Annotated in this window: 15 protein-coding genes; 7 read left to right on the top strand and 8 right to left on the bottom strand. The window is 52.9% G+C overall.

The annotated features are described in order from the left end of the window. Nucleotides 1-14: 14 nt before the first annotated feature. The 6 genes from glf to rfaD form a co-directional block, all read right to left on the bottom strand. Complete coding sequence (gene glf / locus OKC42_RS11680; protein ID WP_270819769.1) at nt 15-1,124, bottom strand: UDP-galactopyranose mutase; 1,110 nt, start codon at nt 1,122-1,124, stop codon at nt 15-17. Next, a complete protein-coding gene (locus OKC42_RS11685; RefSeq protein WP_236272168.1) occupies nt 1,121-1,906 on the bottom strand; it encodes a DUF4422 domain-containing protein in 786 nt (261 codons plus the stop codon). Before OKC42_RS11685 ends, glf begins: the two co-directional genes overlap by 4 nt. 33 nt (nt 1,907-1,939) lie before the next feature. Continuing rightward, complete coding sequence (locus OKC42_RS11690; protein ID WP_270819770.1) at nt 1,940-3,043, bottom strand: glycosyltransferase family 9 protein; 1,104 nt, start codon at nt 3,041-3,043, stop codon at nt 1,940-1,942. Beyond that, nucleotides 3,040-4,266 carry an O-antigen ligase family protein gene (locus OKC42_RS11695; RefSeq protein ID WP_270819772.1) on the bottom strand — a complete coding sequence of 409 codons (1,227 nt, stop codon included), beginning with the start codon at nt 4,264-4,266 and terminating at the stop codon, nt 3,040-3,042. Before OKC42_RS11695 ends, OKC42_RS11690 begins: the two co-directional genes overlap by 4 nt. Before the next feature lie 3 nt (nt 4,267-4,269). After that, complete coding sequence (locus tag OKC42_RS11700; RefSeq protein ID WP_270819774.1) at nt 4,270-6,030, bottom strand: polysaccharide deacetylase family protein; 1,761 nt, start codon at nt 6,028-6,030, stop codon at nt 4,270-4,272. 108 nt (nt 6,031-6,138) lie between these two features. Beyond that, complete coding sequence (rfaD, locus tag OKC42_RS11705) at nt 6,139-7,095, bottom strand: ADP-glyceromanno-heptose 6-epimerase (protein WP_040069912.1); 957 nt, start codon at nt 7,093-7,095, stop codon at nt 6,139-6,141. Nucleotides 7,096-7,253: 158 nt separating this feature from the next. Here rfaD and OKC42_RS11710 point away from each other — a divergent pair, with 158 nt between their 5' ends. The 5 genes from OKC42_RS11710 to OKC42_RS11730 all read left to right on the top strand — a co-directional run bounded on the left by OKC42_RS11710 (nt 7,254) and on the right by OKC42_RS11730 (nt 13,302). Next, a complete protein-coding gene (locus OKC42_RS11710; protein ID WP_129503017.1) occupies nt 7,254-7,898 on the top strand; it encodes a TetR/AcrR family transcriptional regulator in 645 nt (214 codons plus the stop codon). Between the two features lie 115 nt (nt 7,899-8,013). Then, on the top strand, nt 8,014-9,204 hold the full coding sequence (locus OKC42_RS11715) for a glycine C-acetyltransferase (protein WP_113740206.1): 1,191 nt from the start codon (nt 8,014-8,016) through the stop codon (nt 9,202-9,204). A 55-nt stretch (nt 9,205-9,259) separates the two neighbouring features. Next, a complete protein-coding gene (gene tdh, locus OKC42_RS11720) occupies nt 9,260-10,288 on the top strand; it encodes an L-threonine 3-dehydrogenase (protein WP_005340852.1) in 1,029 nt (342 codons plus the stop codon). 197 nt (nt 10,289-10,485) lie between these two features. Continuing rightward, complete coding sequence (locus OKC42_RS11725) at nt 10,486-10,941, top strand: c-type cytochrome (protein ID WP_041234042.1); 456 nt, start codon at nt 10,486-10,488, stop codon at nt 10,939-10,941. A gap of 84 nt (nt 10,942-11,025) precedes the next feature. Continuing rightward, the gene (locus OKC42_RS11730; RefSeq protein WP_270819779.1) at nt 11,026-13,302 is read left to right on the top strand and encodes a putative bifunctional diguanylate cyclase/phosphodiesterase; all 2,277 of its coding nucleotides are present in this window, start codon (nt 11,026-11,028) and stop codon (nt 13,300-13,302) included. Nucleotides 13,303-13,304: 2 nt separating this feature from the next. Here OKC42_RS11730 and rep read toward each other — a convergent pair whose 3' ends face one another. Next, nucleotides 13,305-15,317 carry a DNA helicase Rep gene (gene rep / locus OKC42_RS11735; protein WP_270819780.1) on the bottom strand — a complete coding sequence of 671 codons (2,013 nt, stop codon included), beginning with the start codon at nt 15,315-15,317 and terminating at the stop codon, nt 13,305-13,307. A gap of 181 nt (nt 15,318-15,498) precedes the next feature. On the opposite strand from rep, the gene OKC42_RS11740 reads away from it, so the two are divergent. Next, nucleotides 15,499-16,719, top strand: coding sequence for an aminotransferase class V-fold PLP-dependent enzyme (locus tag OKC42_RS11740; protein WP_270819783.1), 1,221 nt, complete (start codon nt 15,499-15,501; stop codon nt 16,717-16,719). A 13-nt stretch (nt 16,720-16,732) separates the two neighbouring features. Next, nucleotides 16,733-17,167 (top strand): SufE family protein, encoded by a 435-nt coding sequence (locus OKC42_RS11745; protein ID WP_270819785.1) that lies wholly within the window; start codon nt 16,733-16,735, stop codon nt 17,165-17,167. A gap of 21 nt (nt 17,168-17,188) precedes the next feature. Here the strand turns inward: OKC42_RS11745 and tcdA are convergent, their stop codons facing one another. Then, nucleotides 17,189-18,025: a tRNA cyclic N6-threonylcarbamoyladenosine(37) synthase TcdA gene (gene tcdA / locus OKC42_RS11750; RefSeq protein WP_270819787.1), complete on the bottom strand. Its 837-nt coding sequence runs from the start codon at nt 18,023-18,025 to the stop codon at nt 17,189-17,191. Between the last annotated feature and the right edge of the window lie 265 nt (nt 18,026-18,290).

Raw genomic sequence — 18,290 nt, forward strand, 5'->3', positions numbered from 1 at the left:
TGATTCGCCTTGTATTACTCCAACTCCTGACGAGCACGATAAAGTGCAGAACTAATTACTTGATGCATGTCATAGTATTTATACTCAGCAAGTCGGCCTCCAAAAATCACGTCAGACTCATTTTTTGCCAACTTTCTATATTTATTATAGCGTTCCATATTTGCGTCATTATTCACAGGATAATACCTTTCCTTACCAAGCACCCATGAATCTGGGTATTCCTTTGTTAACACCGAGAATGGTGATGAACAATAGCGAGAGAAGTGACGATGCTCAATAATTCTAGTATAGGGGATGGATGCGTCAGAATAGTTTATAACTGCATTACCCTGTACATTCTCACTCTCAAAAACTTCATGTTCAAATCTAAGAGAGCGATATTCTAGTGCGCCAAAACAGTATGAGAAGTACTCATCTATAGCCCCCGTGAACACGATCTTTTTCGCCAACTTACGATATTTTTCCTGATTATCAAAAAAATCCACCCCTAATTTCACATCGACACCATCAATCAATGACTTTATTAATGTGTTATAACCACCAAATGGAATCCCTTGGTACTTATCACTGAAATAATTGTTATCATATGTAAATCTAACAGGAATACGCTTGATTATAAACGCCGGTAATTCAGTTGCTTTCTTTCCCCACTGTTTCTCTGTATAACCTTTAATAAGCTTTTCGTATATGTCTCGCCCGACTAATGAGAGGGCTTGCTCCTCCAAATTTGAAGGGTGAGTTACATTATTATATTCAGCCCTCTGTTTTTCTATCATAGCCATAGCCTCTTCCGGGTTTTTTACACCCCATAGACCATGAAATGTATTCATATTAAACGGTAAATTATATTGTTCATCCTTATATCTTACCAATGGACTATTTATATATGGTTCCATATCAACGTGAGCACAAACAAAGTCCCATATTTCTTTATCGTTGGTATGAAATATATGGGCGCCATACTTATGTACAATCACACCATGTTGTTGCTCGCAGTAAACGTTGCCACCAATATGCTCTCGCTTATCAATTATCAAGCAACGTTTCCCATTATCCTTCATCTGGTTTGCGAATGTCGCACCATACAATCCGCACCCTACGACAAGATAATCATATTCTGTCATATTGATTCCTTAATAAACTTGCTAAATAATTTTTTAACTCGGCTCTTTGACTCTAGATTTATCACCCCAGATTCATAAATGCGCAAATTTAGCTCTTGTGCAGCATATAAGATCCAAACATTAAAAAGCCTCTCTGATATAAAACCAAATACTCTGCGCTGATAACTATCATAGGAACTAATATCAATAGATAGCTCTAACTCAAATAGCACAGAAAAAATCCACTCCCAACATTCTCTAAATAATTGTTGGGGCATGACAAACATATTGCAAGTATGGATACTTCTTTGGCATGAAAAGTCATCAAAATACTTTAAATATTTTGGATACTTATCCTTTATAATACTTCTAGTAATCTCATAATCAGCATGAACATGATTTATTTTATAATCCTGTTCAATATGAGCATGAAACTTAATTCTCTTGGGTATTACTATGTCATAACATTTAAATAACTTATCAAGTTCACATGCAGTTACACAAGAATTAACCCCCCAACGCCCTATAAACTTTTCCTCATTTCTAGCACCCAATTTAAAATGACGCCGATAATGAACTAATCCTACATGAGTTGAGTTATCATTTCTCAACATCCAATATATTGCAGACAGCTCACAAAAGTTTCCATTTTTCAATGAAATATTATCATTACCGATATCATCTCTTACCAAACAGAAATGCGGCTCCCTTAATGCGGCTCCTACCTCTATAGGCACATAAATATTTGTATCACTTGGATAACTATATGGCTTATGTGTTGCAACATATATTTTTATTGTCATAAAAACAAAGACCTTTACATTTTGAAAGCCATTTTAAAAAAGATTATTAATAAGTGTTTTTCTACTGATACAAAGAGAACTCCACATTATAAACATAGCTCTAAACTTATCAAGATTAATATAATTAACACTCTGAATCATATTTGTTTCAACATATAACACTTTCGAATTATGGCAATTTGGTAGCCACTCTTTGTTTTCAGGCATGCCAAAGTTATCGTTATATATTCCCAAGATAGGCTTACCTAGCCCTGCACTAATGTGCACAGTAGCAGTATCTACGGAAACCATACCAACACTCGCTCTTACCTGGGCAAACAAAGCCCCAAGTGATGGCGGCTGGTTATAGATAAAAACTCTTTCTTTAGACGCAACAGACATCATTGACATAATGCGGTCAATTTCTTCCAGCTGATTAGGTGGATATAATAGACAGATATTGAAATCCGATTCAGCCAGCATTATATCTATCAGATTCAATACATTCTCTTTATTGAATACTCTTGAGCTCCCACTTCCATATGGATTAAAGCATATAGTCGGAACCTTAGGCCAATGTTCCCTGACCTTCATTTCATCTTCAGTGAAATATGGGATTATATATTTACTGTCAAACTCACCAACCCCCATAGATTTCAGCGCTTCAGAAAACTTTATCGAAAAATGAACATTTTCTGTTTTTTTACCCAGTTTAATATCAACACATTGCAAATCATCATCGATCCCAATAACATGCTTCGGGTTTGTTTTTTTTATAAAATACATGTCTTTCATCTTCATACTTTTTGAAAAATGTACAAGATAATCGACATTTCCTAGCGAAGAGGCCAAACTCGCTAGTTGATTATATGATGGTCTTTTGGGTATACAAAAAACCTCATCAAATTCAAAATATTTTCTGAATAAGTGAGCTATATCGGGTGATGTGATAGCGATTACCTTCTGCATTGGGTATTTTTTTTTGATCTCTCTAGCAACCCACGATGAAACTATCGCATCACCCAGCTTTGCGTCCCAACGGACGAATACTGTGGCTCCTCGTTGTTCATATAATGAGTTTGTAACAGGGCGGTCAAAAATCATAATTCCTATTTTACGACGAATGATATCGCGCCATGATTGCAATTTCTTAATCATTTTCTTCCCTCCAGAGGCGATACCTTTATTGTGGTAATTAAAGCCGAAAATAAAAACATGAAGAATATCATCCCGGAGTTATGACTTATAAATGCTTGACTCAAGCTATAATCAACAAGAGTTAATGATGAAACCGCCAACATACTACTAACCAACAAGTTATCTCTATTTTTACTCGCAACCCAAAGTGGATAAAAGTACAGCAGAGCTAACATCAAGAAGCCTATAATGCCGCGTTTAGCCAATTCATCTAAAAATTGATTATGTGCATGTGAGTTAAAATTATAAATGAACTCGGATATAGAACCATTATTATATTGGTTTAATTGTGATAAGCGAATGCCGTTATTTCCCCAACCAAAAATTGGTTTTTCCAAAAAAGAGTTATATGCACTTTCCCACAACTGCAATCGAATGCCTAGAGATGTATCCGGGTTCACACCATCAAAATAATGAACAACATCTGCTTTCGCATTATATATCCTGTCCATTACGCCACTTTGCGGAAGCATAGCCAAGAAAAACAATAAGGCACATACTGTACTTGCATAGAGACCATCTTTGAGGGATAGCAGTTTTCGAAAATAAAAAACTATTGTAAACAATACTATTGGAAGTAAAATCCAGCCACCTCTGGTCCCGGAGAGAAAACTGCCTATCCCCCCCATTAAAAATGAAAGAAGCATAAAGGCAGCAATGCTTTTCTTCCCTAAATGGCGGAACCAAAAAAAAGCACATAGACATAACAATGCCAATGTCATGCTGATGTTTCCTGACTGAATTGGCATGCTTTCATCAAAAGCTCGTGGCATTCCTAAATAAACTTTCTCATATATCGCAATTAGACCTGAACTAATTGCTCCTATAGAAAGCCCCGCAATAAACACGTTAATATTTACAGGAAATAAACTCAATAAAGGCAATGTCATTGCAGCCATTAATAGGCGACTTGGTCGGTCTAACTCTTTGAGAGCACCACCATCAATCCAGATTGACACGGCTTGGATGATAAAAAAAGAGATGAATATATATGATAATATTTTCACCTCAGAACTCATTGCCAAATAATACCTTTTACGCCAAAAGACAAAAGCACTTGCCAAAACTAAAATGCTGGGCCCATATCCATAACCACTGGGAACAGTTAAAACTATTGCACCAAATAAAAAAGCTGCAAATTGCACAATAATATTTAGTCGTAGGCAATTTTTATCTAAATTCACAAGTTATTTCCTGAACACATAATTCCCACGAATTTTTCGCCACAGCCCGAATACATCAGTACGGGGGAAGATGGCAATCCGGCGGATCTGGTAGGGGTCCTGATGCATCGCTTTGGGGCCGCTATTGGTAGCGACGGCAAAACGATACCCGGCGGTGATAGCCTGTTCCTTGGCACTCTCGTTCAGATCTCCGTAAGGGTAGGCAAACGAGAGTAGCGGATGGCCAAGCAGGGCCTCCAGTTGGCGTTTATTCTCCTGAATTTCATGGACTTGTTGTTCGGCAGTAAGTTGACTCAAGCGGGGATGGGTCAGGGTATGACCACCAATTTCCACATGACCGCTGGCTGCCAGCGCCTTGACCTGCTCACCACTCATTAATGAGACCTTGGTGTCCGGATTGGTCGGATGCTCCACATCCCAACGGTTATAGCCTTCACCGGTGACCACGTACACCACGGCTTTGTAACCATATTTTTCCAGCAATGGCAGCATGCGGGTCAGGTTGTCCTGATAACCGTCATCGGCGGTGATCATCAGGTACTTCTTGCCGTATTGCAGACGGTGGATAAAGCCTTTGTCCGCCAAATCACGGAACGTCAGGGTTTCGTAGCCGAGCCACTTCATCAGGCGCAGATGCTTCTCGAACATGGTGATCGGCATCCAGGTGCCATGCACTCCTTTCTCGCTATCCTGCTCGATAAAACGGTGGTACATGATGACGGGCATCTCGCGGCGCAGGGTTTCGACTACAGCATCCTGATAGATGGTTTCGAGGCCGGATACTACCCCCTGCAAGCCATACTCATCCTGGATGCGTTGGCGAATGGCTTCCGGCACTGTTTTACTGGCCAAGGCAGATGCAATCTCAGCCTTCAGCGCAGCAAAATCGATAGCTAGATCCTTGGGGCCGATATCGCCAAAATTACTCGCCAGAGCATCATCCAGATTCTGTTCGGTTACCAGACCAACTGCCTTGGCTTCACCAATGGCAAAGGCGGGCCGACCGCAGAGCAGTGCTTCCATCGCTACCCGACCGGCGCCGATCACCAGATCGCAACTCGCCAGCAGAGCGGGGACATCATCGACATAGCCAACAAACTCGGCGCATCCTTCGAAACGGGCAAAGCGCTCCGGCACCTTGGTACCGCTGACAATCCGCACCTTGCAGGCATCCAGATCGAGTACCTCGTCGAGCAGACGGTAACAGAGCTCCCCTTTGGGGCCGCTCAAACGCCCGATGATGGCGATCACCGGCTTTGGATTATCCGACGCAGGTACAGGCTGGAATTTGTCGGTTTCGATACCGTTGCGCAGCACCTGCACGATCGCGGGATCCACTCCCAGATTGTCGACTATCTGATGGGCAATATCTTCACAAACGGCAACCGCCCTAAGCCCAAGGGCATGGAACGCCTTGCGCGAAGCGTGCACCGGCTGGCGACCATGAACCGTGGTGATCATCGGGGTGCCAGTCAGCTTGCAAGCCACATAGCTGCTCCAGCCGGAGGCGCGGGAGTGAGCATGCACCAACTGGATATGGTGCTTCTTGATGAGGTAGATGAGGTAAAAGACGTGCCAGAAACGGCGCAAGATGCTGCGCTTGTTGAATCGAAGCTTGAAGACGGGGCCAAGCGTCGGCTTGGTCAGGGTATCTGACACATAAAAGACGTTGTGACCACGCCGGGTCAGTTCGTTACCGACCGTGGTGGCATAGACCTCAGCTCCCGTTACCTCGAGCTGGGAGAGTGCCATCAATATATTCATCGCGTGGTTACCCGGTAGAAACTGAGAAAAACAGTGAAAAACAACAGAGCCGGAAACAGGTAGAGCCTGCTTCCGGCTTGTCTACATAGGCAGTGTAAAGCTCACCCGTTAGCGGTTGAGCCACGCCATGTAATCTGCAACCCCTTCGGCCACAGTCTTGAACTCGGCGTCATAACCCACGCTGCGCAGCTTGGTCATATCAGCCTGGGTGAAGCTCTGGTAGCGGCCCTTGAGGTGATCCGGGAAGGGAATGTACTCGATGGAACCCTTCTGATGATGCTTGATCACCGCTTCGGCCACGTTCTGGAACGGCTCGGCACGGCCGGTACCACAGTTGAAGATGCCGGAGTGTTGCGGGTTCTGCCAGAACCAGAGGTTTACCTTGCAGACGTCGTCAATATAGATGAAGTCACGCATCTGACCACCGTTCGGGAAGCCATCGCAACCTTCGAACAGCTTGGGATTCTCGCCCTTCTTCACCTGGGTATTGAGGTGGAAGGCAACGGAAGCCATGGAGCCCTTGTGCTGCTCGCGCGGGCCGTAGACGTTGAAGTACTTGAGGCCAACGACCTGAGAGTTGATCTCCGGCATCCAGCGGCGCACGTACTGGTCAAATAGCTGCTTGGAGTAGCCGTAGACGTTGAGCGGCTGTTCGAACTTGGGATCTTCGATGAAGTTGTCGTTGCGGCCACCGTAGGTCGCGGCAGAAGAGGCGTAAATGAACGGGATTTCACGCTCGATGCAGTAGTGGAACAGATCCTTGGAGTACTCGTAGTTGACCTCCATGATGAACTTGCCATTCCACTCGGTGGTGGCAGAGCAGGCACCTTCGTGGAAGATCACCTCGATGCCGTTGTCCCACTCTTCAAACTCGTCGCCGGAGACGATGCGCGCCTGAAACTCGTCTTTGTCCATGTAGTCAGCGATGGTCAGATCGACCAGGTTGACGAACTTGGTGCCGTCGGTCAGGTCATCAATGACCACGATATCGGTCCGTCCTTGAGCGTTCAGCTGCTTGACCAGATTGCTGCCGATAAAGCCAGCACCGCCAGTTACTACGATCATGGAGTTTGCCTCTCGTACGTTGATGGCTACATGTGACTGCTTGTTAAAGCTGTGTATAGTGAGCCAATTTGAAATTGCCGAAAAGTTTATCACGGGCCGCCCGGGGATTCGACCTTGTTCAAAAATGCCCCGAGCGGAACCTGTTGGAGGAATGAGTGATGAAAACCAGAGACAGGATCATTCACAGCGCGACCGAGCTGTTCAACGATCAGGGTGAACGCAACATCACCACCAACCACATTGCGGCGCACATGGGTATCAGCCCGGGCAACCTCTACTACCACTTCCGCAATAAAGAAGACATCATCCACTCAATCTTCGACCAGTATGCCCGCCACCTGAGCGAGAGCTTCGTGCCGACCCGCAACCGTGAAATTACCCTGCAGGATCTGATGGGCTATCTCGATGCCATCTTCTATCTGATGTGGCAGTTCCGCTTCTTCTACGCCAATCTGCCGGACATCCTGAGCCGTGACGAGCCGCTGCAACAGAAGTACCTCAAGGCCCAGGAGCAGATGCGCTCCTCCGTGGTCGCGCTGCTCCGGAGCCTGCGCGAAGGGGGCATTATCGATGTCAGCGATGAAGACCTGCCGGATCTGGGCCAGACCATCAAGATGGTGGTGACCTGCTGGATCCCCTTCCAGATTGCCCAGGCCCCCAACACCCGCATCACCAAACCGCTGCTCTATCAGGGCGTGTTGAAGGTGCTGTTCCTGCTGCGCCCCTATGTGCAATCCCAGGTGGCCGGACAGATCCAGCAGCTGGAACAGCACTACCGTCAGCTGGCCCAACCAGCAGGGTGAGATCTGTTTCACATTTGTTGAATATCAGCACAATCATTTGAATTTACCGCAACAGATTGCAGTAAAATGTCGCCCTCTGTTGATACGCAGCTGAAATAGCCACTAAGGATCGAGGATGTCTAACGGATTCTATCGTCACCTGACCGAGCAACTGAACCAGGTGCAAGCTGAAGGGTTGTACAAGCAGGAGCGCATCATCACCTCCGCCCAACAGGCCAGCATCGCCGTCGGCGGTGAGCAGGTACTGAACTTCTGTGCCAACAACTATCTGGGATTGGCCAACCACCCGGATCTGATCGCCGCCGCCCATCAGGGACTCGACAGCCACGGCTTCGGCATGGCCTCGGTGCGCTTCATCTGCGGCACCCAGGACCAGCACAAAGCGCTGGAGCAGAAGATGTCAGCCTTCCTCGGCACCGAAGACACCATCCTCTACTCCTCCTGTTTCGATGCCAATGGCGGTCTTTTTGAAACCCTGTTCGGCGCCGAAGATGCCATCATCTCCGATGCCCTCAACCACGCCTCCATCATCGACGGCGTGCGGCTGTGCAAGGCCAAGCGTTATCGCTACGCCAACAACGACATGGCCGAACTGGAAGCCCAGCTCAAACAGGCTGACGCCGATGGCGCCCGCTTCAAGCTGATCGCCACCGACGGTGTCTTCTCCATGGATGGGGTCATCGCTGACCTCAAATCCATCTGCGATCTGGCAGACAAATACGATGCGCTGGTGATGGTGGATGACTCCCACGCCGTCGGCTTTATCGGTGAAAATGGTCGTGGCACCCACGAATATTGCGGCGTGATGGATCGGGTCGACATCATCACCGGCACCCTGGGCAAAGCGCTCGGCGGCGCGTCCGGTGGCTATACCTCCGGCAAGAAAGAGGTGATCGACTGGCTGCGTCAGCGCTCCCGCCCGTACCTCTTCTCCAACTCGCTGGCCCCCTCCATAGTCTCTGCCACCATCAAGGTGATCGACATGCTGGCGGAAGGTCACGACCTGCGCGCACGTCTGAAAGAGAACAGCCGTTACTTCCGCGAGCGGATGAGCGCCGCCGGCTTCACTCTGGCTGGCGCCGACCACGCCATCATTCCGGTGATGCTGGGGGATGCCAAGCTAGCCTCCGAAATGGCGAGCCGCATGCTGGCAGCCGGCATCTATGTGGTGGGCTTCTCCTTCCCGGTCGTGCCCAAGGGTCAGGCGCGTATTCGCACCCAGATGTCTGCCGCCCACACCCGCGAGCAGCTGGACAAGGCGATCGACGCCTTTATCCGCATCGGCCGTGAACTCGGCGTTATCTGATTTGAATCAAGGGGCTGCAGCCCCTTTTTTTAGCATTCATATTGAAGGAACAGCCATGAAAGCACTCTCCAAACTGCACAAAGAGGTCGGCATCTGGATGACGGATGTGCCGGCCCCCGAGCTCGGCCACAACGACCTGCTGATCAAGATCCGCAAAACCGCCATCTGCGGCACCGATATCCATATCTACAACTGGGATGAGTGGTCCCAGAAGACCATTCCGGTACCCATGGTAGTCGGCCACGAATATGTCGGCGAAGTGGTCGCCATCGGTCAGGAAGTGCGCGGCTTCGCCATCGGCGATCGGGTCTCCGGCGAAGGGCACATCACCTGCGGTCATTGCCGCAACTGCCGCGCCGGGCGCACTCACCTCTGCCGCAACACCATTGGCGTTGGCGTCAACCGCCCGGGCGCCTTTGCCGAGTATCTGGTGATCCCGGCATTCAACGCCTTCAAGCTGCCGGACAACATCCCGGACGAGCTGGCCGCCATCTTCGACCCGTTTGGCAATGCGGTGCACACCGCCCTCTCCTTCGATCTGGTGGGTGAAGATGTGCTCATCACCGGGGCGGGTCCTATCGGCATCATGGCTGCCGCCGTCTGCCGCCATGTGGGTGCGCGCCACGTGGTGATCACCGACGTCAACGAATACCGGCTGGAGCTAGCCCGCAAGATGGGCGCCACCCGCGCGGTCAACGTGGCCAAGGAGAAGCTGGCCGACGTGATGAGCGAGCTGGGCATGACCGAAGGCTTCGACGTGGGGCTGGAGATGTCCGGCGTCCCGAGCGCCTTCCAGGAGATGCTCGACAAGATGAACCATGGCGGCAAGATCGCCATGCTCGGCATTCCCCCCTCCACCATGGCCATCGACTGGAACAAGGTGATCTTCAAGGGGCTGTTTATCAAAGGGATCTATGGCCGCGAGATGTTCGAGACCTGGTACAAAATGGCCAGCCTGATCCAGTCCGGGCTGGATCTCTCCCCCATCATCACCCACAGATTCCACATCGACGAATTCCAGCAGGGGTTCGATGCGATGCGCTCCGGCCACTCCGGCAAGGTGATCCTGAGCTGGGATAAATAACCCATTTCACCCCTTGGTTACCCGAAACCCGGCGAATGCCGGGTTTCTTTTTATCTCCACCGCCCGAATTGCCGTGATATCGCCCAAAACTTTGTACGCAGAGTGTTTAACACTTCACACACAAGCGTTTAAATGGCTGTAACTATTCGGTTATAATCCCGTCGTTTACATGGATAATAAAAGACTGCTGGGAGTATATGAGCGTGTTGAAAAAACTGAGCTATTTGCTGGCTGTCGGGATGACGGCCGCCAGCTTGTCTGGGGCAGTGCTTGCTGCCGATGAGATGTCACCGGAGGCCATTGCCGAGCGGATCAAACCAATCGGTCAGGTCTATACCGCCAAGGATCTGGAAGGTATTGCCGGCGCGAGTGCTGCACCGACGGCGGCCGCCTCTTCCGGTCCCCGCGATGGCGAAACGGTATACAAGGGCGCCTGCTTTGCCTGTCACGATACCGGCGCCGCTGGTGCCCCCAAACGGGGTGACAAGGCCGCCTGGGATCCTCGTATCGCCCAGGGCATTGATACTCTCAAGAAACATGCCATTGAAGGCTTTACCGGCAAGTCCGGCATGATGCCTCCGCGCGGCACCTGTGCGAACTGTAGTGATGAAGAGATTGAAAACGCCATCCACTACATGATCGACAAGCTGTAAGTATTTGAAAGGGCCGCAATTGCGGCCCTTTCAATCTATCGGCTTCCGACTACTCTTGTAAGGTAGACATATCGGGAGTTGCACATGTCGGCCCAATCCATCGAACCCCACTACTCAACTCCTCTGTTGGCGTTGGTCTCTGCCATTATGGACTTCCCGGCGCCACAAACCGCCACGTCTGACGATTACGATTCCCTGATCCAGCAGATTGACCAACTCTGCCCGCTGCAACATTTCGGCATGCTGGGCCTCTCCGATACCGGTCTGAACTGGCTTTACGCCTACAAGGTCAGCGACATCTTCAAGCAACAGCTGGGCCGGGAGCAGTCCCGCATCACCGATCAGCTCACCCAGCTGGATGAGGCCGAAGGGTGGTGCGTCTTCCCCATCGAGCATGGCCAGATACAGTGGTTGCTGGCGCGTGGCACCCCCGCCGACCTGCCAACCCTGCGTCTGCTGCTGGAGTGTCTGGCCAAACGGCTGACCGAAACCCAGGCGGGATCCCATCTCACCGAGCTCCCTTCACCGCTGATCCGCAAAGACCCGAACTGGAAAAAGAAAATCGAGAGCATCAGCCGCATCATGCGGCTCGCCAATACCCTGCCGGCTCAGGCGCTCTTCTCCCAGCTGGAAGCGGTACTGCGCCAGATGCTTACCATTGAGGACATGCTGCTGGTCAGGCTAACCAGTCAGAAGCTGGAAAAGATCTACCCTGCCCATCCCCATCAGGGAGACGAGTTCATCAGCGGCTTGTGCCACAGCACCAGCAATATCGAGGTGAGCAGGGAGTCACGCTACTGGCACAGCATGCCGCTGCGGCTGCAACAACAGTACTTCGCCCACTTCATCATCAGCACGGCTCAACCGCTGGAAACCGACGACAAGCTGTTTCTCGACTTCCTGCGTGGCCAGCTCACCCTGCTGCTGGAGCTGAGACGGATCCGCCAGCAGCTCAACGACATCAATACCGAAGACTCCATCAACCAGCGGCTACAACAGCTGCGTCAGACCAACCTCAGGCTGCAAAAGCAGCTCAAGCAGCATCAGGAGCTGGAACGGCGGTTGCAATTCGATGCGCTTCACGACCCGCTGACCCAACTGCCCAACCGCGCGCTGTTGATGAACCACCTCAACCACGCCATGACCCACTACAACCGCTACAAATCGCCGGGATTCGCGGTGATTTTTATCGATGTGGATCACTTCAAGCAGATCAATGACACCCTGGGCCACAGTGCTGGCGATCAGCTGCTCAAGGAGGTGAGCCGCCGCCTGCAAACCTGCATCCGGCAAAACGATCTGGTGGCCAGACTGGGGGGCGATGAGTTTGTCATCTATCTGGACAGCAGCAAGAGCGACGATGACATCAGCCCGGTGCTCAACCGTATTATCAGCCGTCTCTCCTACCCGTTCCGGCTACTCGGCAACGAGTTGAGCATTACCGTCAGCCTAGGGGTATCGAGCGTCTCCGAGCAAACCTCAGATATCAGCCAGCTGCTCCATCAGGCCGATTTGGCCATGTATCAGGCCAAACGCAATGGTCGCAGTCGCATCGTCAGCTACTCGGATGATTGCATCAACCAGAACTGGAATTCGCCGGAAGAGATGCTGGCCAGAGCCCTGCGGGAGGGGCGTATCGTCCCCTACTTCCAGCCGGTGATCCGGCTGCAGGATAGCCGCCTGACCGGACTGGAGGTGATGGCGCGCTGGCTGACCGAGGAAGGGATTCTGAAGGATGCGTTCGACTTTATTCCGCTGGCGGAGCAGTGCGGCCTGATTCTGGAGCTGGATTACCAGATCCTGCGCCACACCTGCCAACAGCTGAAGAACTGGCTGCCAATCTCCGGGCAGGGCAAGTTCAAGATCGCCATCAATCTGTCGGGCAAGCATCTGGTCAACCATGACCACATCATGCGGCTGATGGGAATTATCGAAGAGGAAGGGGTCGCCCCCGGCTATCTGATTTTTGAATTCAACGAGCGGGAGCTGTCGCGGCAAGATTCCGATGCGCTCGCATCCCTGCATGACCTGAGGGCCAAGGGTATCCAGATCAGCCTCGATGATTTCGGTACCGGCTTCTCCTCCCTCAACGCCCTGTTCCACTTCCCGGTGGATTACATCAAGGTGGATGACAGCTTTACCCAGAGGATGCTGCAATCGCCCAAAGATTTGGCGCTGATCCGCGCCATGCGGGATATCTGTCAGGATCTCGATTACACCCTGGTCGTCGAGGGGATCGAGAACCAGCAGCAGTTGCAGAAGCTGATTGATATCGGCTGCCGGATGGGGCAAGGGCGCTATATCTCTCCGCCCATGCCGGGAGCAGATATAGTGCCGCTACTGACCCCGGCCAATCCTTAGGGTTAATCCTTCTTGAACAACGCCCGCAGGTTGGCAACACCGACCTGCCCCTTCTGCTGGCGCTCCTCGGCAGTCACCTTCTTCTGGTTTTCCCATTCAAGGTCATCCTGCGGCAGCTCCAGCAGGAAGCGGCTTGGCTCCGGATGTACCGACTCGCCAAACTGGCGCCGCTCCTTGCAGAGGGTGAAGGTCAGTTCGGTCTGAGCCCGGGTGATGCCCACGTAGGCGAGGCGCCGCTCCTCCTCTACGTTGTCCTCGTCGATGCTGGTCTGGTGGGGCAGCAAGCCCTCCTCCATCCCCACCATATAGACATAGGGGAACTCCAACCCCTTGGAGGCATGCAGGGTCATCAACTGCACCTGATCCGCATCGTCCTCCCCCTCGTTGCGCTCCATCATGTCGCGCAGGGTGAGGCGAGTGACCACCTGAGCCAGCGTCATCGACTCCTCTAGCTCATCCCCCTCCAGCATCTCGGTGATCCAGCGATAGAGGGTGGAGACGTTCTGCATCCGCATCTCGGCCGCTTTCGGGCTGGGGGAGGTCTCGTAGAGCCACTCTTCGTAGTGGATCTCCTTGATCATGTCCCGCACCGCCTCCACCGGATTGCCGCGCAGCGCCTGATCGCCAAGGCGTACCAACCAGTTGGTAAATGCCTGCAGGGCCACGAGGCCACGGCCGGAGAGGTGCTGCTCCAGCCCCAGCTCGAAGCTGGCGGCAAACAGACTCTTGCCGCGCTGGTTGGCGTATTGGCCAAGCTTTTCGAGGGTGGTGGGGCCGATCTCGCGACGCGGCAGGTTGACCACCCGCAGAAAAGCGGTGTCCTCATCCGGATTCACCAGCAGCTTGAGGTAGGCCATGATGTCCTTGATCTCGGTGCGGGAGAAAAACGAGGTGCCGCCGGAGATACGGTAAGGAATCCGGTTGGTCATCAGCGCCTTCTCGAAGATGCGCGACTGATGGTTGCCCCGATAGAGGATGGCGTAATCCTTGAACCGGGTGCGGTTCATAAACTTGTGGCCCATCATCTCGGCAGCGATCCGCTCCGCCTCGTGCTCCTCGTTCTTGGCGAACAGCACCTTGAGCTTCACCCCCTCATCCAATTCGGAGAAGAGCGCCTTGTCATAGACGTGCGGATTGTTGGCGATCAGGATGTTGGCGCATTTGAGGATCCGCCGCTTGGAGCGGTAGTTCTGCTCCAGTTTGATCAGCTTGAGGCTGGGGAAATCTTCACTCAGCAGCACCAGATTCTGCGGCTTGGCACCGCGCCAGGAGTAGATGGACTGGTCATCATCCCCTACCACGGTAAAACGGGCACGCTCGCCGACGATCTGCTTCACAAGCTCGTACTGGCTGGTGTTGGTGTCTTGGTACTCATCGACCAGCAGATAGCGGATCTTGTTCTGCCAGCGCTCACGTACCTCCTGATTGCTCTTGAGCAGCAGGGTCGGCATCACGATGAGGTCGTCAAAATCCAGCGCGTTATAGGCCACCATCTGCCGGTGATAACGTTCATAGAGCTGGGCCATCAGCACCTCTTCCGGCCCGCGGGCAATGCGCATGGCGCGGGCTGGCAGGATAAGGTCGTTCTTCCAGTTGGAGATTTGGCTGATCAGGGCCGAGAGCTTGTCCTTGTCGTTGTCGAGCTCGTCTTCAGTCAATTCTTTCAGCAGCGCCAGCTGGTCGGTGTCATCGAACAGGGAGAAGTTCGCCTTGAGATTCAAGCTCTTGTGCTCACGACGAATGATATCGAGCCCCAGGGTATGGAAGGTGGAGACCATCAGCCCCCGCGCCTCCTTGCGTCCCAAAGTCTGGCCGACCCGCTCTTTCATCTCCCGCGCCGCCTTGTTAGTAAAGGTGACCGCTGCTATGTTGCGCGCACTGTAGCCGCACTGCTGCACCAGATAGGCAATCTTGTTGGTGATGACGCGGGTCTTGCCCGATCCGGCACCCGCCAGCACCAGGCAAGGGCCGGAGACATACTTGACCGCTTCGTTCTGATTGGGGTTGAGCTTCATGGGCCGGATCTCTTGGCTTATGATGAGGGGCGGCATTGTACCAGAAATCACCCGACGAGCCGTACCTACTGCACGGCAGGCAACCGCCCATCTGGCTTATCGCGCCTTGTGTTCGGGCGCTATTTTCAGGATCATGACCGACCTTTCGAGATGATGACTTTTTCCAGATGATGAGGGGAGCATGAATCAGCAACAGCACGACCAGCTGCGCAGCCAGTTTCCGGCCTTGGCGCAGGAGGTAAACGGCCACCCTCTGGTCTATCTGGACAACGCCGCCACCACCCAGAAACCACAAGCGGTACTGGATGCCATCGCTCACTACTATCGGGTCGACAACGCCAACGTGCACCGTGCCGCCCACGCCCTGAGTGGCCGCGCGACCCGCGCCTTCGAAACTGCCCGCGAGACGGTCGCCTGCTTTATCAATGCGCCCCGCAGCCACGAAGTTATCTGGACCCGCGGCACCACGGAAGCGATCAATCTGGTAGCCCAGAGCTGGGGGATGAGCGAGCTCAAGGCGGGGGATGAAATCATCCTCAGTACGCTGGAGCACCACGCCAATATCGTCCCGTGGCAACTGGTCGCCCAGCGCACAGGCGCAGTCATCCGGGTTATCCCCCTCGATGAGCGGGGCGATCTCGATCTGGCCGCCTATCACGCCATGCTAGGGCCACGCACCCGGCTGGTGAGCGTGGCCCACGTATCCAATGCCCTTGGCACCGTCAATCCAGTCAAAGAGATGGTGGCAGCGGCCAAGGCAGTCGGCGCTCTGACCCTGATCGACGGTGCCCAGGCAGTGGCTCATCTCGAGGTGGATGTGCAAGCCATTGGTTGCGACTTCTACACCTTCTCCGGTCATAAACTCTATGGCCCGACCGGCATCGGCGTGTTATGGGGTCGAACCGAGCTGTTGGAGCGGATGCCGCCCTGGCAAGCCGGTGGCGAGATGATCGATCGGGTCAGTTTCAGCGGCACCACCTTCAATAGCCTGCCCTTCAAGTTCGAGGCGGGCACCCCCCATATCGCTGGCGCTATCGGCCTCGCCGCCGCCATCGACTTTGTGATGGGGCAAGATCGGCAATGGCTCGCCAGCCATGAGCAGACACTGACCGACTATCTGGTCGCTGGCCTGCAACAGGTGACGGGGCTGCGTCTGGTCGGCGAACCTGGCCAACGCGCCGGTGCGGTCTCTTTCCTGCTCGACGACATCCACCCGCAAGATGCTGCTACCCTGCTCGACATGCAGGGGATCGCCCTGCGAGTCGGCCATCACTGCGCCATGCCACTGATGGAATCGCTCGGGATCGGCGGCACCATGCGCACCTCGCTGGCTTGCTACAACAATCGGGACGATGTCGACGCCCTGCTGGCCGCCCTGCACAAACTCAGTGACTTCTTCTAAGGCAGACAACCGAATGAGTGACCTCGCAAGCTATACCCAGATTGGCATTGAGCCCAACGCCGACACCATCCGCCAGCAGTTTGGCGCCGCTCACGGCTGGGAGAACCAGTACCGGCTCATCATCCAGCTCGGCAAGCAGCTGCCAGCGCTACCCGCCAAATGGCAGCAGGAGGAGTTCCGCCTCAAGGGGTGTGAAAGCCAGGCCTGGCTGAAGGGAGAACAAAGCGAGGATGGCTGCTGGCACTTTGCCTGTGATTCCGATGCTCGCATCGTGCGGGGCCTAATCGTCATCGTGCTGGCAGCACTCAACCACCAATCGTCTGCGGCGATCCAGGCTTTTGATATGGAAGACTATTTCACCGAACTGGGACTTGAGAAACACTTGAGCCCGTCACGAGGTAACGGGCTCAGAGCGATCGTACTGGCGATCCGGGAACAAGCGGTCTAACCCGCCTTGTTCAGTGGTCGATTAGGCTTCGCCAATCGACCCAGCATCTTCATTCCCTGCCTCTTTCTCGGCTCGGGCGCCCCGTTCGGCAATCTTCTTTAATACCCGGGACGCGGCAACCAGCCCGAAGGTTGCCGTCACCGGTGTCACGGCACCAAAGCCGGAGGCGCAATCCATCTTCATGGTGCCATCGCTGGCCGCTTTGGCCTGACAGGTGCCACCATTACCATCCGGATAACTCAGCTGCTCGGTTGAGAAGACACACTCCACCCCGAATTTGCGCGCCGGATTCTTGCTGAAGTTGTGCAACCGGCGCAGGTCGGAGCGCACCTTGGCCGCCAACGGGTCTTGAATAGTCTTGGCCAGATCCGCCACAGTGATCTGGGTCGGATCCATCTGCCCGCCGGCACCTCCCGCCACAATCACCGGGATCTTGTTGCGCTTGCAGAAGGCAATCAGCGCCACCTTGGCCTTGACCGAGTCGATGGCGTCCACCACATAGTCAAACTCCCGCTTGACATGCTCGGCCAGGTTATCGGCGGTGACGAAATCGTCCACCTCGATCACCTCGCAATCCGGATTGATGGCGCGAATGCGCTCGGCCATCACCTCGGTCTTGAGGCGACCAACCGTCCCCTGCATAGCGTGGATCTGGCGATTGGTGTTGGTGATGCATATATCATCCATGTCGATCAGGGTGATCTGGCTGATACCGGCGCGGGCCAGCGCCTCGGCCGCCCAGGAGCCCACGCCGCCGATCCCCACCACACAGACCTTGGCCTGGCTAAAGGAACGCAGTGCGCTCTGACCATAAAGACGGGCAATGCCCCCGAATCGCTGTAGATATTCTGCTTTCATACCACCACCTTGCTTGAGGGCGGCCATTATAGCGACAACCACCGCCAGCTGCGATGGCAGTTGCGGAGAAAATTGAGGAGTGAAAACAGACTAAACAGCAAAAGAAGAGGTAATAAAAGGTCAATAATCAGACGATTTTCTGATTTTCAGGCAATAAAAAACCCCGCTCATTGAGCGGGGTTTCTTGTATTGGGTGCCTGGCAGTGTCCTACTCTCGCATGGCGAATGCCACACTACCATCGGCGCTACCGCGTTTCACTTCTGA

Origin of the sequence: Aeromonas sp. Y311-2 (assembly GCF_027706025.1) — a bacterium.
Taxonomy (GTDB): domain Bacteria; phylum Pseudomonadota; class Gammaproteobacteria; order Enterobacterales; family Aeromonadaceae; genus Aeromonas; species Aeromonas veronii.

Excerpts from the sequence above, each read along its gene's own strand:
- OKC42_RS11740 (WP_270819783.1), top strand. The coding sequence starts at position 15,499 with ATGAATCAGCAACAGCACGACCAGCTGCGCAGCCAGTTTCCGGCCTTG.
- OKC42_RS11730 (WP_270819779.1), top strand. The coding sequence starts at position 11,026 with ATGTCGGCCCAATCCATCGAACCCCACTACTCAACTCCTCTGTTGGCG.
- glf (WP_270819769.1), bottom strand. The coding sequence starts at position 1,124 with ATGACAGAATATGATTATCTTGTCGTAGGGTGCGGATTGTATGGTGCG.
- rfaD (WP_040069912.1), bottom strand. The coding sequence starts at position 7,095 with ATGATCGTAGTAACTGGCGGTGCTGGCTTTATCGGCAGCAATCTGGTC.
- OKC42_RS11685 (WP_236272168.1), bottom strand. The coding sequence starts at position 1,906 with ATGACAATAAAAATATATGTTGCAACACATAAGCCATATAGTTATCCA.
- OKC42_RS11745 (WP_270819785.1), top strand. The coding sequence starts at position 16,733 with ATGAGTGACCTCGCAAGCTATACCCAGATTGGCATTGAGCCCAACGCC.
- tcdA (WP_270819787.1), bottom strand. The coding sequence starts at position 18,025 with ATGAAAGCAGAATATCTACAGCGATTCGGGGGCATTGCCCGTCTTTAT.
- OKC42_RS11710 (WP_129503017.1), top strand. The coding sequence starts at position 7,254 with ATGAAAACCAGAGACAGGATCATTCACAGCGCGACCGAGCTGTTCAAC.
- OKC42_RS11715 (WP_113740206.1), top strand. The coding sequence starts at position 8,014 with ATGTCTAACGGATTCTATCGTCACCTGACCGAGCAACTGAACCAGGTG.
- rep (WP_270819780.1), bottom strand. The coding sequence starts at position 15,317 with ATGAAGCTCAACCCCAATCAGAACGAAGCGGTCAAGTATGTCTCCGGC.
- OKC42_RS11690 (WP_270819770.1), bottom strand. The coding sequence starts at position 3,043 with ATGATTAAGAAATTGCAATCATGGCGCGATATCATTCGTCGTAAAATA.
- OKC42_RS11725 (WP_041234042.1), top strand. The coding sequence starts at position 10,486 with ATGAGCGTGTTGAAAAAACTGAGCTATTTGCTGGCTGTCGGGATGACG.
- OKC42_RS11700 (WP_270819774.1), bottom strand. The coding sequence starts at position 6,030 with ATGAATATATTGATGGCACTCTCCCAGCTCGAGGTAACGGGAGCTGAG.
- tdh (WP_005340852.1), top strand. The coding sequence starts at position 9,260 with ATGAAAGCACTCTCCAAACTGCACAAAGAGGTCGGCATCTGGATGACG.